Below are 18848 nucleotides of genomic sequence, written 5' to 3'. Positions count from 1 at the left end.
AAACATCATGCGCTTCCTCAAAGAACCCGAATATTCCCACGGCAAGATAGCTAAAACTGCCGTCGTACTGATCAACCTCGGCACACCGGAAGCCCCTACGGCATCGGCAGTGCGCCCCTACCTGAAACAATTTTTATGGGACCGCCGTGTAGTGGAAGTGCCGCGCCCAATCTGGTGGCTGATCTTGCACGGCATCATCCTGCCATTTCGTTCTGGCCAGTCTGCAAAAAAATACGCATCCATCTGGACCAAAGATGGTTCACCGCTGAAAATTCATACAGAAAAACAGGCCGCCCTGCTGAAGGGCTACCTGGGTGAACGCGGACACGAAGTTCAAGTTGCCTATGCCATGCGCTACGGTTCGCCATCCATCCCTGAGGTCTTGCAAAAACTCAAAAAAGAAGGTTGCGAGCGCATATTGATTTTGCCCGCCTATCCGCAATATTCTGGCACCACCACCGCATCCAATTTTGATGCGGTGGTCCAGCATTATCAACAAGTCAGGAACATGCCTGAGCTGCGCTTCATCAAGAACTATCATGATCATGACGGCTATATTCAGGCATTGAAAGTATCTGTCATGGAGCACTGGCAAAGCCATGGCCGGCCTCAAAAACTGGTCATGAGTTTTCACGGCTTGCCGAAAGCTTTTTTACTGCGGGGCGACGCCTATCATTGCGAATGCTATAAAACCGCCCGCCTGCTGGCTGACAAGCTGGGCTTGGGCAAGGACGATTATATTGTCACCTTCCAGTCGCGCCTGGGTCGTGCCGAGTGGTTGCAACCCTATACTGCACCGACGGTACAAAAATTGGCAAAAGACGGTGTCAAACACATCGACGTGATCTGCCCCGGCTTTATCGCCGACTGCCTGGAAACCCTGGAAGAAATCGCCATGGAAGTGAAGACCGATTTCCTGCGGGCCGGTGGCAAGGAATTCAATTACATCCCCTGCCTGAATGAATCGCCGGTGTGGATGCGTGGCCTGGCAGAGATTGCCGAGCAACACCTGATAGGCTGGCCAACCATGATCACTGCCAGCGTGCGTGAGCAACAAAAACAGCAAGCCCTGATCAGTCGCTCCGAATCGAAACGACTGGGTGCGGATCATTAATCACTCAATGAGCAAAACCTATTTCATCGGCGATATACAAGGTTGTGCCGAACAGTTGCAAACCCTGCTTGACAAGATAGAAGCGCGCTCACCGCACGCCTACTTTCTGTTCGCCGGTGATCTGGTAAATCGTGGTCCGCATTCACTGGCAAGCCTGCGTTTGATACGCAGCCTGCAACAAAGTGGCCGCGCCGAAAGCGTGTTGGGCAACCACGACCTGCATTTGCTGGCTGTCGCCCATGGCATACGCCCTGCCCACCGCAACGACACCCTGGACGACATCCTGCAAGCCCCTGACCGTGATGCCTTGCTGTACTGGTTGCGACAACGCCCTTTGGCAATTTTCAAGAACCAGCATGTGCTGGTACATGCTGGCGTTTTTCCGCAATGGTCGGCAGCGCAGACGCTGAGTCTAGCGAAGGAAGTGGAAACCCGCTTGCGCGCGCCTGACTGGCTGGACCTGCTGCAGAATATGTATGGCAACACACCCGATCACTGGCAAGATGATTTACAGGGTCATGCACGTTACCGCTGCATCATCAATGCACTAACACGCATGCGTTTTTGCAGCGCCGACGGCAAGATGGATTTTGCTACCAAGGATGGTGCGGGTGCAGCACCCGAAGGATTTGCGCCATGGTTTGATTTGCCCAGGGCCACAGAAGACAGCACCATGGTTTTCGGCCACTGGTCGACACTGGGTCTGGTATTGCGCCCCAATCTGGTCAGCCTGGACACCGGTTGTGTCTGGGGCGGCAAATTGACGGCGGTTGCGCTGGAAGACCGTGACGTGGTGCAGATAGATTGCCCGCAACAGCAACAGCCAGGTTAATTTTCGACCACACCCAATTCCTGCATCACGGCTGCGCGCGCCAGCCTGGCGACATCGCGCCTGTGCGCACCGTCGGTAGGGATGCTGGGCAAGCGCACCAGTTCTGCCGTCATGCGTGGTGCCAGCAAGATGATGCGCATACTCTCTGCAAAAGTCATGTCGCCAATAAAATCAGCCGCCGTATGGAACTGGCCTTGTGCATCCAGATAGCGAAGCACAAATGGCTGCACCGGCACACGGGCTTCTATCGCTGCTTCAAACAGATTGGCATGAAAAGACAGCACATTCCCTTGTGATGCTGTCGTGCCTTCGGGGAAAAACGCAATGCGTTTACCCGCTTCGATCTGATGTACCAGTCCTTCATAAATACGACGTACATCACGCTGCCTGCCACGCACCAGAAAAATGGTGCCCGCTTTCTCGCATAACCAACCCAGCAAAGGCCAGTTACGGATATCTGACTTGGCAACAAAATGGCAAGGGTGCAAGGTGTTGATGACAAAAATGTCCAGCCAGGAAATATGATTGGAAACAATCATCGCAGACGCATTCACCGCCCCTTCGCTTTTATCTTTGAAAGCAACATCCACGGTGCAGATGGCCAGCAATCTGACCGACCAGCGACGCACCAGATAACCGCGCCTGGCATCATGGGCAAACGGAAAGACCACTGCGCAAGTCAGCAGACCCGCCATGAGATGAATGAATACCCGAAAAAAATGCCAAACGATCATGCCCAACTCGCCCATACCCACAAGGGGTAAGAATAAAATTTTAAATCACAATAAAACAAACGGGAGTACGGTGAACCATACTCCCAGCATGTATCTTATTACCCAAATGATGCAGCTCAATCTACATCCTCAGAAACTGCCTGCACAATAAAGCTCAATGTAGTAAAGCTCAATCAATGCAGGGTATCAAACGCCACGTGCCCCGACACGATGGTTGCCTTCACCATACCCGGTAATTCATACCCCAGAAAAGGGGTATGCTTGCCCTGGCTGGCGAGGGCTTTTGCTTCTACCTTCCAGCGCGTAGCCGGATCAAAGATGCAGATATCGGCAGCATGCCCAACGGCGATTTGTCCGGCAGGCACACCTGCGACCCTGGCTGCATGGTGGCTGATTTTGGACAGGGCCAGCATCAGGCTGACTTCGCCACGGCTGTCTTCTACCCATTTCAGTACCAGCGACAGCAATAATTCCAGACCGGTTGCGCCGGGTGAAGCTTCGGCAAAGGGCAGCAATTTTTCGTCATCATCGACCGGCGTGTGGTCGGAACAGATCGCATCGATGGTGCCATCCTTCAATGCCGCGCTGATGGCATCGCGGTCACGCTGGCTGCGTAAAGGGGGGGTCAGGCGTGCATTCGAATCGAAGAAACCGATGTCTGCATCGGTCAGGTGCACATGGTGGGCACCAACGTCACAGGTCAAAGACAAGCCTTCTTTCTTGGCCTTGCGTATCAACTCCAAACCAGCAGCGGAAGAGATGCGACACAGATGCACTTTGGCATTGGTCGCGCGCATGAGTTCGAACAGGGTGTGCAGGGCAATGGTTTCTGCCATGACAGGCACACCAGACAAACCCAGACGCGACGCCAATGGCCCACTATGCGCCACCCCGCCCTTGCCGATATAGGCATCTTGCGGACGCAGCCAGACGGTGAAGCCAAAGGTACTGGCGTATTCCAGCGCTCTTTGCAAAGTATTGGTATTGGCAATGGTTTCTTCTGCCTGTGAAAAACCGATGCAACCGGCCTGTGTCAGCTCTGCCATCTCGGTCAGGGCTTCGCCCTTCAAGCCGACTGTCAGTGCACCGAGCGGATACACATGCGCCTTGTTTTGCATGCGCGCTCTTTGCTTCAACATTTCCACCAGGCCGGATTCATCCAGCACCGGGTCCGTATCCGGCGGACAGACCAGGCTGGTGACACCACCACGCATTGCGGCCTGCAATTCGGATTCCAACGTAGCCTTGTATTCAAAGCCGGGTTCACGCAGGCGGGCACTCAGATCAACCAGGCCAGGTGCGACCACCAAACCGGTGGCATCGACAACTTTATTGGCGACAAAATCTGCCGGTGCCTGGCCGATGGCGACGATCTTGCCGGCCGCGATAAATAGATCCTGTACAGCATCTGTGCCACTTGCGGGATCAATCACGCGGCCATTCTTGATATGTATTTTCATAGTTCCCTCATACCCCGCCGCTGTTACCAGCCACGATGCTCATGACTGCCATGCGCACGGCAATACCAAACGTGACTTGTGGCAGGATAACTGCCTGCGGACCATCGGCCACGGCAGAATCAATTTCCACACCACGGTTCATCGGCCCCGGATGCATGACGATGGCCCCTGGCCTGGCCAGTGCCAGACGTTCAGGCGTCAGGCCATAGCTCTTGAAATATTCCTGCGCCGAGGGCAGCAGGGCACCACTCATGCGTTCATTTTGCAGGCGCAGCATGATGATGACATCGACGCCTTTCAAGCCTTCGTTCATGTTGTTGAACACCCGTACACCCATTTGTTCCAGGCCACCTGGCAACAGGGTACGTGGACCAATGACGCGTACTTCTGGCACGCCCAAGGTGGTCAGGGCATGGATGTCGGAACGGGCCACACGGCTGTGCAAGACGTCACCAACGATCGCGACCGTCAGGTTGGTGAAGTCTTTTTTGTAATGACGTATGGTGTACATGTCCAGCAAACCCTGGGTGGGGTGGGCATGCCGGCCGTCACCGGCATTCACCACATGCACATGATGCTGTTTGGTGTCGTTCAGATGTTTGGCGATCAGGAAAGGCGCACCGGAAGTCGCGTGGCGTACCACGAACATGTCGGCATGCATGGCCGCCAGGTTGTCTATGGTATCGAGCAGGGATTCACCCTTGCTGGTGCTGGAAGCGGCGATATTCAAATTGATGACATCAGCCGACAAACGCTTGGAAGCAATTTCAAACGTGGTACGGGTACGGGTAGAGTTTTCAAAGAACAGATTGAATACACTTTTGCCACGCATCAGCGGCACTTTCTTGACTTCCCTGTCGCTGACGCTGACGAAGGAGGAAGCGGTATCCAGGATATGGTTGACGATGGCTTTCGGTAAACCATCTATCGTCAGCAAATGCTGGAGTTCGCCGTGTTTGTTGAGCTGGGGATTATGCATGGTCGACAGAGATGCTGAAAGTGCCATCATCTGCACGCTGCAGATTGACAGAGACGGCGGGTTCAAATGAGGCTGCATGGGCAACAAAATCGGCTGCAACCGGCAATTCGCGGCCACCGCGATCGACCAGGGTTGCCAGCATGATGCGGGCCGGACGGCCATAATCAAATAATTCATTGATGGCGGCACGGGTGGTACGGCCGGTGTACAGCACATCATCCACCAGGATGATGTGGGCACCATTCACATCAAAGGGAATGTGCGTGGGCTTGACTTCGGCATGCAGGCCTTTGGCGGCATAGTCATCGCGATAAAAGGAAACGTCGATGAAACCGGCCTTGTCTTTCAGGCCCAGGTCAGTCACCAGGCGTTCGGCTATCCAGGCACCGCCAGAATAAATGCCGACAATGGCAAGATGTTCCTGTACTGCGGCATGGGGCCGTATCTGATTCAGTAGTTGCTGGTACAGTGCTTCTGCATCCAGGCTGAGGTGTGGAGAAGTCATGGCGTTTCATCAAAATATTGTTGCAGGATAAGGGCAGCCGCGTCATCGTCGATAAATTCGCCACGTCGCGCATCCAGCACGGCGGAAGAATAACGTTCATCCACCAGTACCGCAGGCACATTGAAGCGGCCATTGAGCTGATTGGCAAAACGCTTGCAGCGCTGTGTCATTTCATTGTCCGCGCCATCGGAATGCATGGGCAGGCCAACCACACAGAGGACAGGCTGCCACTGTTCCATCAAACGGCTGATTTCGGCAAATTTGCCATCATTGGTGGGGGCGTGAATAATGCTTAAGGCTTCTGCCTGGCGCAGAAAAGTATTTCCAACGGCAACGCCTATGCGTTTCAAACCAAAATCAAATGCAAGGACGGTACCGTCGCTCGCAGCCATCAGGCGTGTCCCGCATCGGCGGCGAGCATCATGGGGTCGATGCCCAACAGCTTGATGGCAGCGGCGAAGCGCTCTTCCATAGGCAGATCAAACATGATGCTGGCGTCAGCGGCGACCGTCAGCCAGCCGTTGGCCAGTATTTCCTGTTCCAGTTGACCGGCACTCCAGCCAGCATAACCGACACTGATCAGCACCTGTTCGGGGCCGTCACCGGCAGCCACGGCTTCCAGCACGTCTCTTGAGGTAGTAAAGGCGATGTCGTCCGTTACCTTGAGGGAAGATGAATACTTGCCTGGTGGCATATGCAGCACAAAACCGCGGTCATCCTGCACCGGGCCACCAAACATGACTGGGCGTTTGCCTATGGGGTGCGAATCGGGAATGATTTCCAGCTTCAGGTCTATGCGATCAAACAGGCCCGCCACTGTCAAATCGGTAGGACGGTTGATGACCATACCCATGGCACCGCGTGCACTATGCTCGCACAGGTAAATGACCGTGCCGCCAAAAATGGGGTCGAGCATGGAGGGCATTGCGATCAGGAAATGATTCGTCAGATTCAATTCCAAATTGGCATCATCTTCAGTTTTCACTTTGAACTTGTGTTTGGCAGTCTGTGATGCAGACTGCGTTGCCTCATCGTGCAAATTGATATGTAGGGATTTTGTTTGCTTCGCCATATTCGCATTTTAGCATTTTTAGCGTGCTTTTTCGATGTGTGCTAAGGTACAGCATAGCGTTTTAGTCACACTTTGTAAGCCCTGCCATTTAGTTCAGCTGATTTCTTTCATGCAAGAAAATAAACTTCGTTTTCAACGTTCCCTGGTCTGGTTCAGACGGGATTTGCGCAATATTGACCATGCAGCACTGCATCATGCCCTGCGCCAAAGCGAGAGCGTCTTCTGCGCCTTCATTTTCGATGAAAAAATATTAAATGATTTACCAGACAATGACAGACGCGTCGCCTTCATCCATGAAAGCCTGATCGAACTGGCAAAGGCACTGGAACAGATGGGTGGCGGCCTGATTGTGCGCCATGCCCTGGCAGAGGAAGAAATACCGCGACTGGCGCGTGAACTGGGTATTGACGCCGTGTTTGTCAATCATGACTATGAACCACAGGCAAAACTGCGTGATGCTGCCGTCCAGCAAAGTTTATCGGCAAGCAACTGCGCCTTCTTCAGTTACAAGGACCAGATCATCTTTGAAAAAGAAGAAGTCTTGTCCCTGGCGGGCACGCCATTCTCGGTCTTCACGCCGTATAAAAATGCCTGGCTGAAAAAATTTCACGCAGATACCAGCGATTTCTATTCACGTGCCTACCCCATAGACAAGTATGCCCATAAGCTGGTCCGGCCCACCGCAAGCGGCATACCCAGCCTGGCAGAACTGGGCTTTCCTGCCGCCGCAGAAAGGCGCATGCCGGTTGCCGCCGGTATGGCAGGTGCCAGCCAATTGCTGGATGACTTTCTGGGACGCATGAAACTGTATGACCAGTCGCGCGATTTTCCTGCCGTCAAAGGCCCGTCTTACCTGTCAGTACATTTGCGCTTTGGTACCGTATCGATCCGCCACCTGGTGCAGCAAGCCATACAGCAAATGCGCATTGCCGCCAATCGCGGAGCTGAAGTCTGGCTATCCGAACTGATATGGCGTGATTTTTATTTCATGATTTTGCATCACCACCCCCATGTAGCCAGCCGTTCCTTCAAACCCGATTACGATGCCATACGCTGGGAAACCGGGCCCCAGGCCGACGCCCATTTCACCGCCTGGTGCGAAGGCCGCACCGGCTACCCGCTAGTCGATGCCGCCATGCTGCAACTGAACCAGACCGGCTACATGCACAACCGCCTGCGCATGGTCACCGCCTGCTTCCTGATCAAGGACCTGGGTATAGACTGGCGTCGCGGCGAAGCCTATTTTGCCGAACAGCTGAACGACTTTGACCTGTCCGCCAACAACGGCGGCTGGCAATGGGCATCCTCTTCCGGTTGCGACGCCCAACCCTACTTCCGCATTTTCAACCCCATCACGCAATCAGAAAAATTCGATGCCGAAGGCAAGTTCATCAAGCGCTATCTGCCACAACTGGCCAAGCTGGACAAACGCAGCATCCACGCACCATGGAAAGCCGCACCGCTATTGCTGGAACAGGCTGGTATCAAGATAGGCAAGGATTATCCATTTCCAATTGTTGAACATGATGTGGCGCGCAAGCAGACTTTGACGCGGTATGCTGTTGTGAAGAAGGTGGCTACGCATGAGGGAGATGAGTAAGCGTTGAAGGCTAGCCTGGTTAATACCGATAGCAATGCGCTGATGTTGGTTTTGATCTTGGATTGGTTTTGACGTTGACGTTAACGTTGACGTTGATTTTGACGTCAGCAGTTCCCATGTGTCGACGCCGTTTGTCCAGCACCAAAAATGGAAAAAGAAGAGCCGATGTTTGAGCGAAGCGAGTTTCGGATCTTCCCATTTTTGGTGCTGGACAAACGGGAACCCCGAAGGGGCGACGACGCCTGGGTCGCCTTTTTGGCATACCTTTTTGGCGAAGCAAAAAGGTATGTAGCCGCCGGTCTACCACCGGCCTGCGATCTAAATACAACGGATGAAGACTGCAAAAATAATCGCTTAGTCCATCTGGGAATTGCCATGGTGCGCACGGCGCACCCTACAAATTCCGGCACGGCAACACTCGACGAAGTACATCACAAGCTGCAATGAAAACAAAAAAGCAGAGATCGCTCTCTGCTTTTTTAGTACATCAGCTACAGTGCAATTACACGATCACCGACGCATCCTTACCCACAAACCCCATGATCGCCCCCAACAGATCATCCTCTTGATACGGCTTACCAAAGTACTCATTCACACCGAGCTCTTTTGCATAATTGCGATGCTTATCCGCTGTACGCGAGGTAATCATGATGATAGGGATATGGCTGGTACGCGAATCGCTGCGTACGTTGCGTGTCAGATCGAAACCATCCATGCGCGGCATTTCAATATCCACCAGCATGACGTCAGGCGTGACCGATTGCAGTTGTTCCAGCGCATCAATACCATCTTTCGCCAGGATGACCTGGTAACCCTCACGTGTCAGCAAACGCTGGGTCACGCGACGCACTGTCAGCGAATCATCGACCACCATGACAGTGTGCTGGGTACGCAGGCCCTGTACCGGTTCGGACTTGGTCGGCGCCACTTCAGTTGCCGTATGCAGGGTGGCGACGGCACCCATTTCAGGTGCGGCTTCTGCACCCAGGTGTTGCAGACGGGCGTGCTCGTGTTCCATCCTGTGTGCCAGCGGGACCGGATTCAGAATCAACACGATTTCACCGGAACCCAGCACCGTGGCACCGGCAATTCCGGTCATACGTGCCAGTTGCGGGCCAATGTTTTTAACCACCACCTCGCGGTTACCAACGATATCATCGACATGGATAGCAACCCGTTCACCACCACTCTTCATGATCAGCAAAGGTGTGTATTGCTGTGTGATCGGTGTTGCGTCATCCTGACCAAGCATGGAAGACAGGTAATACAGGGTCACACGTTGGCCCTGCCACATGACAGCACCTTCGTTGTAGGCATTGGCAAGTGCATTCGATTTCAATTGCTGTACCTGCTCAACCAGTACCGACGGTACGGCAAAAGTACGGCCACCGGAGCTCAGCAGTACAACCTGGGTTACGGCCAGCGTCAAAGGCAGGCGGATGGTGAATTCTGCACCCTTGCCTTCATTGGTGGTGACTTCTACACGGCCACCCAGCGAGGCTGCTTCGGAACGGACCACGTCCATACCGACGCCGCGACCGGCAAGTTCAGTAATTTCCGCCGCCGTCGAGAAGCCGGGTTCGAAAATCATGTTGGCTGTTTCCAGTTCACCTGGATTGTCGTCATTCGTGATCAGGCCAACCGACAGCGCTTTTTCACGTATGCGTTTCAGGTTCAGGCCCTGGCCGTCATCGCTGAAGCGGATCACGACTTCATTACCTTCCTGGCGGATTTCGATCAGCAATTCACCGGTTTCTTCCTTGCCGCTGTTGCGTCGTTGCTCACGGGTTTCAATACCATGGACAATGGCGTTACGCAACAAGTGCTCAAATGGACCAGCCATTTTTTCCAGAACACCCCTATCCATTTCCACCGTCGCACCGCGAATATCCAGGTTCACGCGTTTATCGATTTCTTTCGAAGTCTGGCGCGTCACCCGATACAGACGTTCGGAAATACTGGCGAATGGGATCATACGCACACGCATCAGATCTTGTTGCAGATCACGTGTCAAACGTGCCTGCACCAACAAGTCATTCGATGCGCCATCAATGGTGCGGGTCAGATTGGTCTGTACGGTGGCCACGTCGCTGACGCTTTCGGCCATCATGCGTGTCAACTCTTGCAGACGCGTGAAGCGGTCAAATTCCAGCGGATCAAACTCACGGTCGGCAGAGTGTGCCATGCGTGAGGTGATCTGGGTTTCTGCCTGAATCTCGACTTCACGCAACTGATCGCGCAGACGAGCGACGTTTTCCGTCAATTCACTGAGGGACGAGCGCAGGGTGCTGACTTCATTTTCCAGGCGTGAACGCGAGATCGACACCTCACCGGCCTGGTTGACCAGGCGATCCAGGATATCGGCACGGACACGCACCAGCGTGACTGCCGCCGCCGGTGTATTCGCTGCTGGTGCTACTGCTGCCGGCGAAGAACGCGTCATCGTCGGCACGGCTGGTGTCAGATTAACCAGCTCATTTTTAACAACAGGCTGTTCTACGGTGTTTGCCGCCAGTTGCTCCTGGAACTGATCGAGTTCCTGCGCGGTAGTCATGGCAGCATCAAACGCTGCCGGTGCAGCATAGGTGCCCGGATGTATCAGGCGATCAAACATGTGCATGCTGTAATCGTGACGAGCCATCAGGTCTTCCAGCAAGGAAGCGCGTACGGCACTGCCACCATGCATCAGACTTTCGATACGCGATTCCATGTCATGGATATGCTGCCCCAGGCCCATCGCACCAGCCATCCGTGCACTGCCTTTAATGGTATGCATCAGACGGGCTATCGACTGTGGAATGGCACTGTCTTCCGGCTGTTGTTGCCACGAGCGCAGCAATTGCCCCACCATAGGCAAGAGATCATTACCTTCTTCTATGAAGACCGGTAACAGATCCATATCCAGATCATCCTTGATCTGGGTGCCCTGATCTGCCACTGCAGGTACGTAGTCATTGACCGCAACAGGCTCTGGCACGACTGGGTGGACTATCGCCGGTATCACCGGAGCAACAGGCGTTGCCGGTGCATGTTGTTCTGCAACGGGTTCTGGTTCTGGTTCTGGTTCTGGTTCTGCAACAGCGGCGGCGGCGACAGCAACAACTTCAGGTTCTGGCAAGACTTCTTCGATAAGCGCAGCATGCTCAACTTCCACAAGCACAGGCAATTCTGGCGCGTCGTGCAAGACAGGAATGTCAAACGCTTCAGTTACTTCAGGCAATGCCAGCGCTTCAACAAGAATTTCTTCTGGTAAGGCTTCGGTTACGTCAGTAAATACCAGGTCCGGCACCAGGATTTCCGGTTCAATGACCGGTGTGGCCAGAACCAGTTCTTCAGGTAAGGCCAGCGCAGGTTCATCCAGAACAGGCAATGTTTCTACCAGCTCTGCTTCTTCTGGCAGTGCCGCGGCAAGCAATTCTTCAGTTGCTTCTTCCAGTGGTGCTACTTCTTCCGCATGAGACAGGCTATCCAGGTCCAATCTATCATTGGCCGAGGTCAGGTATTCTTCATCCGCACCGACATTCGAACGCTCGATGACAGCCTGCAACAGGCGGTCAAGCTCACGAATATCAGCAGGTGCAGACGCTGCCATTTCGGACAAGGCAAACTTCTGCAGCATGCGTTTGGCCGATTCCAGGGAGTGATCAAGCACGTCATATTCATTGTCGAACAGGACGACCGGATGACGTTCCAGGCGTTGCAGAACGAATTCCAGGCTATGTGCCAATTCTTGCAACGGCTTCAATCCTACCGTCGCAGAACTGCCTGCCAGCGAGTGGCTGGCGTGGATCGCATGGGTGGAAACGTGACGATGTGGCTCATGCCGCCATTCAGCAAAATCCTGCACCAGGAAGCGCACGATTTCATCGGTTTCTGCCATGTAGATAGAGTACAGCGGCAAGCTGATTTCGATATCACCGATGCGCTTGACGTTGTCATCCACATCGGATATCGGTGCAGACAAATCAGGGAATTCTATGATTTGTGCAGTAGCGACTTCAACCGGTGTCTGCAGGATAACTGGTTCGGCCTCGACCACGACAGGTGTTTCAACGACAGGCACTTCAGCCAGCTCGGTGACCTCGACGACGTCGGCAGGTGCGACATCAGCCAGGGCAGTAATTTCTTCCGGAACCAGGGTGTCGGGCGTGCTGAGAATATCTTCTGCCACCAGCGATTCGGCCACGACCGTATCCGCCAACGCTGGCAGTTCCTCTTCGACCGGCAATACATCCAGCGTCAGTGCTTCTGCGACCGGCAAGGCCAGCAATTCTTCTGCCTTTACTGGCACATCTGCAGGCAACGCTTCAACAAAAGCTGTTTCAGGCAATGTCGCTTCCACATGCAGATCAGGTATCTGGCCGGCATCGACAGGCTCAAGCAGTGCCGGAATTGCTGCGCTAACTGTCTCGCTGACCGTCGTACCCAGATCTGCGACCGGCAATTCGTCGAATGCAGCCAGTTCCAGTGGTGTAGCGCTGATGGTTTCTTCCACAACCGGCAGAGCCAGTGCTTCGATGACAATCGGCTCTTCCGGAGTGAGTGACAATTCTGGCACAGACACTTCTGCCACTGGCAATTCGGCAACCGGTTCCGCCACTGCCACGGGTTCCGCCGGAGCCACTGCCACCACTTGCTGTACTTCTGGCTCATCGACATAATCCAGGCCAGCCTTGATGCGTTCAGCCGCAGCAATAATACGGGCACCAGTACGTGGTGATGTACCGTTCTGTTTCAGCTCATCGACCCATACCAGCATCTCGCTGGAAGTATGCTCCAGCAGGGAATACAAACTTTCTTCACCGTCACGTGACTCTGACAACCAGAGGTTCATGACTTGTTCTATGTTCCACGCAGCTTCGCCAAATACATTCAGGCCGACCATGCGGCCACTGCCCTTGAGTGTATGGAAAGAGCGACGCAGGCTGGTCAGGTATTCCTGATTGTCCGGATCTTTTCTGGACAACGGTAAAGTGTCCTGGACAAAGGCCAGCACTTCATCTGCTTCCATCAGGAAGATTTCCAGCAATTCGGCATCGATTGCCTGATCTGCTGCTGCGGTGTCTTCTACCGGTGCCTCAACTACTGCTGCCGGTGCCACCTGGATGGTGGTAGCGACCAGGTCTGGCAAGGCTTCTGCCGCGCTGACTTCTGTGGCCGCTGCCAGATTCGCAACTTCTTGTGCATGCGCCAGTTCCAGTTCTGCAGCATGCGCTGCAGCTTGCGCCTCGAACACATGCTCTTCTTCAGGCAGATGGATGTCAGTACTAGGCAGCAATTCTTTGGCTGCCTGCGCTTCCAGCAAATTGGAGCGGAACACACCGGCTTCGTGGTCGAAGCTGAATTTTTTCTTGACGGTATCCGGCTGCGACTGCAAGGTTTCGATGAAGAATGACAGGGCACCGATGTTTTGCGCCACGTTCTGATGGGCGGCAACCTGTGCATCACCCTGGGCAGTCGCAGCGCCTTCATCCTGATTGACAAACTGTGCAATCAGTTGACGCGTATGTTCTACTGCGGCCATGGCATCATCCTGATCCAGGATGGCAAGTGCGCCGCCAACCTGATGCAAGACGCCATCAATCGGTTTCAGGGTATCTTTATTAGCAGGCGTACGGAAATATTCGTCCAGAATTTTTTCTATGTGACGCAGGCTCGATTGCATCTCTCCCACCAGCACGCCCATGGTCTGGCGTTGCTGTGCCTCGCGTGAAATTTCACCCATCCAGCTGGACTGGGTTTGTGGCACCTGGCCAGATACCACCGCCAGCAGGCGCTTGGTGATCTCTTCAGCACGCTCGGCAAAATGGGTCGGCAAACGCGTCACATTATCCAGCGCATGTTCAACAAACAACAGGCTGGTTGCCAGTTCCAGGCCCATTTTGCTGCCATCTGGCGAATGTGCCACACTGCGGGCAATTCCATTCAGTTCACGCAATAATTTCGACAAAGCTGGCGCATTCAAACCGGTGCCTGTCTCTGCCAGGTCACTCATTTTGTGGGAGAATTTATCTGCCAGGCCATTTTCGCCATTGGCAATTCTGCCCCAAAGATTCTTGGCAGCAGACAGTTGTTCTTTTGCGGTTGTTTGCGCACCGGCTGTGATCTGACCAAAGTTCTTTTGATCGTAATCAGCAGGCACCGTATTATCCAGCTGGTAGGCCTTGCGTATACGGGCTACAAAGGGCGATGGGGTGTCGACCTGCGCCAGGAAAAACAGGGTATCGCACAATAAACGTTCAGGAATGGCAGTAGCGCCTTCCACCAGGCGACGAATCTGCAGATTGATGCGGCCAAAGATCTGCTTCGCATATTGCTGATTGCTTTCAAAACCGCCATGGCTGACTGAGTCAACAAAAGCCCGCATGACCACCCAGAATGCTTTCGCCTGGGAGTTGCTTTGGCCCTGTTCAATTTCAACCAACAGATCATGCATGGATTGTGCAGCAATGCTCTGTTGTGTCTTGTCTTTACTGGTCAATACGGTCAACAACAATTTTTCAAAGCGTTGACGCAAGGTCGCAACATTGATGGCAGAGGGTTTGCTGCTGACAGCCAGTTCGGGTATCTGTTCTTTCGCATACAAAGAAGGGAAAAACAAATCGGCCGGATGTATTCTTTCAGCGCCCTTTAATTCCAGCAAACCGCGATAGTAAGGGAACAAGCGTACCGGCTGATGTGGCGAGCCAGACAACAAATCTTCCAGATAACGCAAGACTGCATGAAAAGCATCGACGATTACGTCAACATGCGCTGGCGTCATTTCCAGCTGACCGCTTTGCAAACGTCCGAGTAATTCCTCTATGGTTTCTGTAACGACGGATACACCATCGATATCAACAATCTGCAAGGCACCATGGGCCTGATGCAGATAACTTTTCGCATGCAAAATGGTGGTTGGGCGGGTTTCAGCATCATGGGCAAGCGCATCTTTGAGCATCTTCCCAGCGTTCGTGATGGCTTCCCGCACTTCTCCCATCACCCAGGAAAGCGGTCCGATGTCGAACTGTTCCTGTGGAAGATCTGGCGATTTTGATAAATCGGATGTCATGCGTACTCCGCAAACTCAAGGGCAATGAACCGCAGTTCATTGCCGTGCAAATATGATAAGGTTGCAGCTAGTACAACCGGGGCGTGAAAATCAGGCAGCAACCCGGAACCGTGACACTGAGTTCTTGAGTTCTTCAGCCAACATGGACAATTCCTTAATGGAAACCGCAGTTTGCTGCGTACCATGCTGGGTTTGCTCGGTGATGGTCAAAATGTGCTGAATATTTTGTGCCACGCCGTTCGCTGATGTCGCCTGTTGTTCCGTCGCCAGCGAGATACCTTGAATCAGTTCCGCCAGACGGTTGGAAACGCTACGGATTTCAGACAAGGCGGTACCCGCCGCATCTGACAGTTTCGCTCCCTCAACCACACCCTGAGTGGATTTTTCCATCGCGGCAACCGCGTCATGGGTATCCGTTTGAATCGTACGCACCAGCGCACCAATCTGCTTGGTCGCTTCAGCCGAACGTTCCGCCAGACGCTGAACCTCTTCCGCAACCACCGAGAAGCCTCGACCCGCTTCACCCGCTGACGCTGCCTGAATCGCCGCATTCAGCGCCAGAACGTTGGTTTGTTCAGTAATGTCGGAAATCAGTTCAGTGATCTCACCAATCTCCTGGGAAGATTCACCCAGTCGTTTAATACGTTTGGAAGTTTCCTGGATCTGTTCGCGAATCTCGTTCATACCCTTGATGGCGTTTTCCACCGCATGGGCACCTTGTTCCGCCGCCGCAACCGATTGACGCGCCACCAGAGCAGATTCATTCGCAGAGCGGGAAACGTCGGTAATATCTGCCGCCATCGTCAACACCACCTGACCAGCATCACTGATCTCACGTGATTGTTGTTCAGAAGCGTTCAACAAATCGGTAGAAATATTCTGCGCCTGATTGGACGCTGAAGTAACCTGTTCCGCTGTGGTCGTTACCCGGCCTACCAGGCCGCGCAACTCTTCCACCGTATAGTTAACCGAGTCGGCAATCGCGCCCGTGATATCTTCGGAAACCGTCGCCTGCACCGTCAAGTCACCATCCGCAACCTCTTGCAATTCATTCATCAGTCGCAAAATCGCAGCCTGGTTCTGATCGTTGGCAGCTTTCGCTTCTTCCTCTTGCTTTTGCGCCTGCATCATCTGCGCACCGGCTTCCAGACGGCGTTCATTCGCCTCTTTCGCACGGTTACGGCTATCCTGCAACAGTACCAGGGCAACACCAACCGCAGCCAGCAAGGCAACGACAGCGCTAACCAGCATCAGCCAGAAAGAGATGTTGGTGGAATCCTGTTGGGCGGTATAGTTCTTTTGCAGTTTATTGAGTTTGTTTTTCAAATCTTCATTTTCATTAAACAGCAATTGTTCCGACTGTTTGGCAGCAATAAAGTTTTGCAGGTTACCCAGAATACTGGATACAAAGATCTGGTATTCGCCGAAAGTTTTTTGCAATTCGGTGAGCTTGTCGCGCGTATCGGCATCTTTGGTTGCTGTCAGGCGCAAGACATCACTGCCTTTCAGGAAGCCATCCACCAGATCACGGAAGGTATTGGTATCCTTACCCAGCAAGAACGCCGTTTCAGGATTAACACCCTCGGAAGTCAGGAATTCATTCGCACTACGACCCAGACGCTGGGTCAACATGACCAACTGACCGGCGGCATTGATTTCACGCGCAGAACCACCGCCCTGTACTTTCAGGGTGGAAATCTGTTCTGTCAACTCCAGCAGCAACGGTGACAGGGCATTCATTTTTTGCAGCGTCTGACCGAAACCGGTCAGTTCTTTCTGACGATTCAAAATCGTTTCGGCTGCCTTGTTGGAATTACCCCAGGCTTTTTGTGCTTCCTTGACTACTGGCTCAAGGTTGGAATCGGCACGGTCAACGATACGGCCCTGATAATTACCGCCGTTCAACAGTATCGTCAAATCGGTGTTCATCTCACTACGGCTGTCTTTCAGCTGTTTAAAGGCTTCGACGTTACCCTGAATCGCATTCGGTGCCGCTTTACCGATACGCTGCGAGTGCATCAGCGCCTCACCAGCGATCTGTGCCTGAGTGGAAATCAGGGCAGACTGATTGGCATTCATCCAAACGAATATCGCACCCATCAGCAAGGCCAGCGCCATGATGATAGACAGGATACGCATCTGCTGCTGCAGGGACATGCGGCCGATGATAGGCAGGCGAATATCGCCGCCTTTTTCAAGCGCATCACCAATGAAGGTCGCATCCGCAGGCGCGTCCTGCTTCAGTGCCACGGACTCTGCCGGCGCTGCATGCGGTGCTTCAGGTGACAGCATTTTGACGTTGCTTGCTTCTTCAATTTCAATCGAATCAGCATTTCCGAACGACCTTGCCGTGCCTTCTGCTCCGTCAATTTCCGGATCTTCTTTTCCCTTGGAAGAGAACGGTAGATTAAATGCCATTACTAAGTCTCCTAAACGATTGAAAAGCAATCAGCCTTGCTGCTAAATGATGCATGCTGACTATAAGCCTATTTGCAAAAAATCCTGATCCTGTACCAACATCGCCAGGCTGAGTTCGAACCATATATTGCCGTCACGGTCACGATACTTTTTCTTCAGCCAGACTTTGTTTTCAAGATGCTCTGTTTCCAGCGGTAGTTCTTCCATTTCGGAAACGGCACGCAAACCGAGAACCTGGGATACCAACAAACCGCTATTGAATGCCATGCCTGGTGCAAACGCCACAATCCGGCATGAACTATCCAGCTTGGTTGCATCCTTGCCCTGAAAACGTGGCAGATCAACGACACCAGTCAAATTACCGCGAATATTTGACAATCCTATATACCAGTCACGCGTCAGCGGCACTCTGGTCAGGGCCCCCGCGGTGACGATCTCTCCGGCCTCACGCAAATCCAGAAGATAGCGGCCCTGCCCAATCATAATGCCCAATTGACTGAGTTTGGTATAGCCGCCACGCTGCGCGGCCTGCATCCGTTCCAACAACTGCGCCTGAAATTCACGCAAGCGGGTACGACGCACGCCCTTATCAGTTTTGACAATTTCCAGATTTGCTGCAGCAGGGTCACGCACAGTCTGATTCATGAGGCAATCCGAAGATATCTTTTATTGTAAGTACTAGAAATGGAATTCGAGATCCCGATTAGCCGAGGGCAGAAATCTTTGCCAGCAGCTCAACAGGATCAATCGGCTTGACCAGGTAATCACGCGCGCCCTGACGCAAGCCCCAGATACGGTCGGTTTCCTGATTTTTACTAGTGCAAATGATGACCGGCACGTCTTGTGTGTCCGGGTCTTTGGCAATCGCACGCGTAATCTGGAAACCATTTTGACCTGGCATGACTACATCCATCAAAATCAGTTGCGGCTTGTCCGCCTTGATTTTTGTCAGGGCTTCTTCACCGTTTTCAGCAGTGGACACTGAAAAACCATTTTTCACCAGTACATCGGTCAGGAAATAGCGTTCTGTCGGAGAATCGTCTACTACCAGAATTTTTTGAATGGCCATCTTGTTTTTACCTC

General features: G+C 53.2%; 14 protein-coding genes. 4 read left to right on the top strand and 10 right to left on the bottom strand.

What is annotated here, in order from left to right; translation table 11 throughout:
* The first annotated feature begins 7 nt into the window (after window positions 1–7).
* Both hemH and ACO0K9_RS06555 read left to right on the top strand, forming a co-directional pair.
* On the top strand, window positions 8–1114 hold the full coding sequence (hemH, locus tag ACO0K9_RS06560; protein WP_422983021.1) for a ferrochelatase: 1107 nt from the start codon (window positions 8–10) through the stop codon (window positions 1112–1114).
* A gap of 7 nt (window positions 1115–1121) precedes the next feature.
* Window positions 1122–1946 carry a symmetrical bis(5'-nucleosyl)-tetraphosphatase gene (locus ACO0K9_RS06555; protein ID WP_422983019.1) on the top strand — a complete coding sequence of 275 codons (825 nt, stop codon included), beginning with the start codon at window positions 1122–1124 and terminating at the stop codon, window positions 1944–1946.
* Here the strand turns inward: ACO0K9_RS06555 and ACO0K9_RS06550 are convergent.
* From ACO0K9_RS06550 to ACO0K9_RS06525, 6 genes are all read right to left on the bottom strand, one after another.
* Window positions 1943–2680: a lysophospholipid acyltransferase family protein gene (locus tag ACO0K9_RS06550; protein ID WP_422983017.1), complete on the bottom strand. Its 738-nt coding sequence runs from the start codon at window positions 2678–2680 to the stop codon at window positions 1943–1945. The genes ACO0K9_RS06555 and ACO0K9_RS06550 overlap by 4 nt on opposite strands.
* Window positions 2681–2853: 173 nt before the next feature.
* Entirely contained in the window at window positions 2854–4140 is a 1287-nt protein-coding gene (locus ACO0K9_RS06545) for a dihydroorotase (RefSeq protein ID WP_422983015.1), read from the bottom strand.
* A gap of 7 nt (window positions 4141–4147) precedes the next feature.
* On the bottom strand, window positions 4148–5119 hold the full coding sequence (locus tag ACO0K9_RS06540) for an aspartate carbamoyltransferase catalytic subunit (protein ID WP_422983177.1): 972 nt from the start codon (window positions 5117–5119) through the stop codon (window positions 4148–4150).
* The gene (gene pyrR, locus ACO0K9_RS06535) at window positions 5112–5624 is read right to left on the bottom strand and encodes a bifunctional pyr operon transcriptional regulator/uracil phosphoribosyltransferase PyrR (RefSeq protein WP_422983013.1); all 513 of its coding nucleotides are present in this window, start codon (window positions 5622–5624) and stop codon (window positions 5112–5114) included. Before pyrR ends, ACO0K9_RS06540 begins: the two co-directional genes overlap by 8 nt.
* A complete protein-coding gene (gene ruvX / locus ACO0K9_RS06530) occupies window positions 5621–6016 on the bottom strand; it encodes a Holliday junction resolvase RuvX (protein WP_422983011.1) in 396 nt (131 codons plus the stop codon). The genes pyrR and ruvX overlap by 4 nt, the downstream gene beginning before the upstream one ends.
* Window positions 6016–6696 carry a YqgE/AlgH family protein gene (locus ACO0K9_RS06525; protein ID WP_422983009.1) on the bottom strand — a complete coding sequence of 227 codons (681 nt, stop codon included), beginning with the start codon at window positions 6694–6696 and terminating at the stop codon, window positions 6016–6018. Before ACO0K9_RS06525 ends, ruvX begins: the two co-directional genes overlap by 1 nt.
* 109 nt (window positions 6697–6805) lie before the next feature.
* On the opposite strand from ACO0K9_RS06525, the gene ACO0K9_RS06520 reads away from it, so the two are divergent.
* The gene (locus ACO0K9_RS06520; protein ID WP_422983007.1) at window positions 6806–8296 is read left to right on the top strand and encodes a cryptochrome/photolyase family protein; all 1491 of its coding nucleotides are present in this window, start codon (window positions 6806–6808) and stop codon (window positions 8294–8296) included.
* 147 nt (window positions 8297–8443) lie between these two features.
* Window positions 8444–8743: a hypothetical protein gene (locus ACO0K9_RS06515; RefSeq protein ID WP_422983005.1), complete on the top strand. Its 300-nt coding sequence runs from the start codon at window positions 8444–8446 to the stop codon at window positions 8741–8743.
* A gap of 55 nt (window positions 8744–8798) precedes the next feature.
* On the opposite strand, the gene ACO0K9_RS06510 is transcribed toward ACO0K9_RS06515, so the two are convergent.
* From ACO0K9_RS06510 to ACO0K9_RS06495, 4 genes are all read right to left on the bottom strand, one after another.
* A complete protein-coding gene (locus ACO0K9_RS06510; protein ID WP_422983003.1) occupies window positions 8799–15347 on the bottom strand; it encodes an Hpt domain-containing protein in 6549 nt (2182 codons plus the stop codon).
* A gap of 90 nt (window positions 15348–15437) precedes the next feature.
* Window positions 15438–17765 (bottom strand): methyl-accepting chemotaxis protein, encoded by a 2328-nt coding sequence (locus tag ACO0K9_RS06505; RefSeq protein ID WP_422983001.1) that lies wholly within the window; start codon window positions 17763–17765, stop codon window positions 15438–15440.
* Window positions 17766–17825: 60 nt separating this feature from the next.
* Window positions 17826–18410: a chemotaxis protein CheW gene (locus tag ACO0K9_RS06500; protein ID WP_422982999.1), complete on the bottom strand. Its 585-nt coding sequence runs from the start codon at window positions 18408–18410 to the stop codon at window positions 17826–17828.
* A 58-nt stretch (window positions 18411–18468) separates the two neighbouring features.
* A complete protein-coding gene (locus ACO0K9_RS06495; protein WP_186947024.1) occupies window positions 18469–18834 on the bottom strand; it encodes a response regulator transcription factor in 366 nt (121 codons plus the stop codon).
* Window positions 18835–18848 lie beyond the last annotated feature (14 nt).

This window comes from Undibacterium sp. Ji50W (assembly GCF_049340445.1).
Taxonomy (GTDB): domain Bacteria; phylum Pseudomonadota; class Gammaproteobacteria; order Burkholderiales; family Burkholderiaceae_D; genus Undibacterium.
This window is presented reverse-complemented; position numbering and strand designations above follow the sequence as displayed.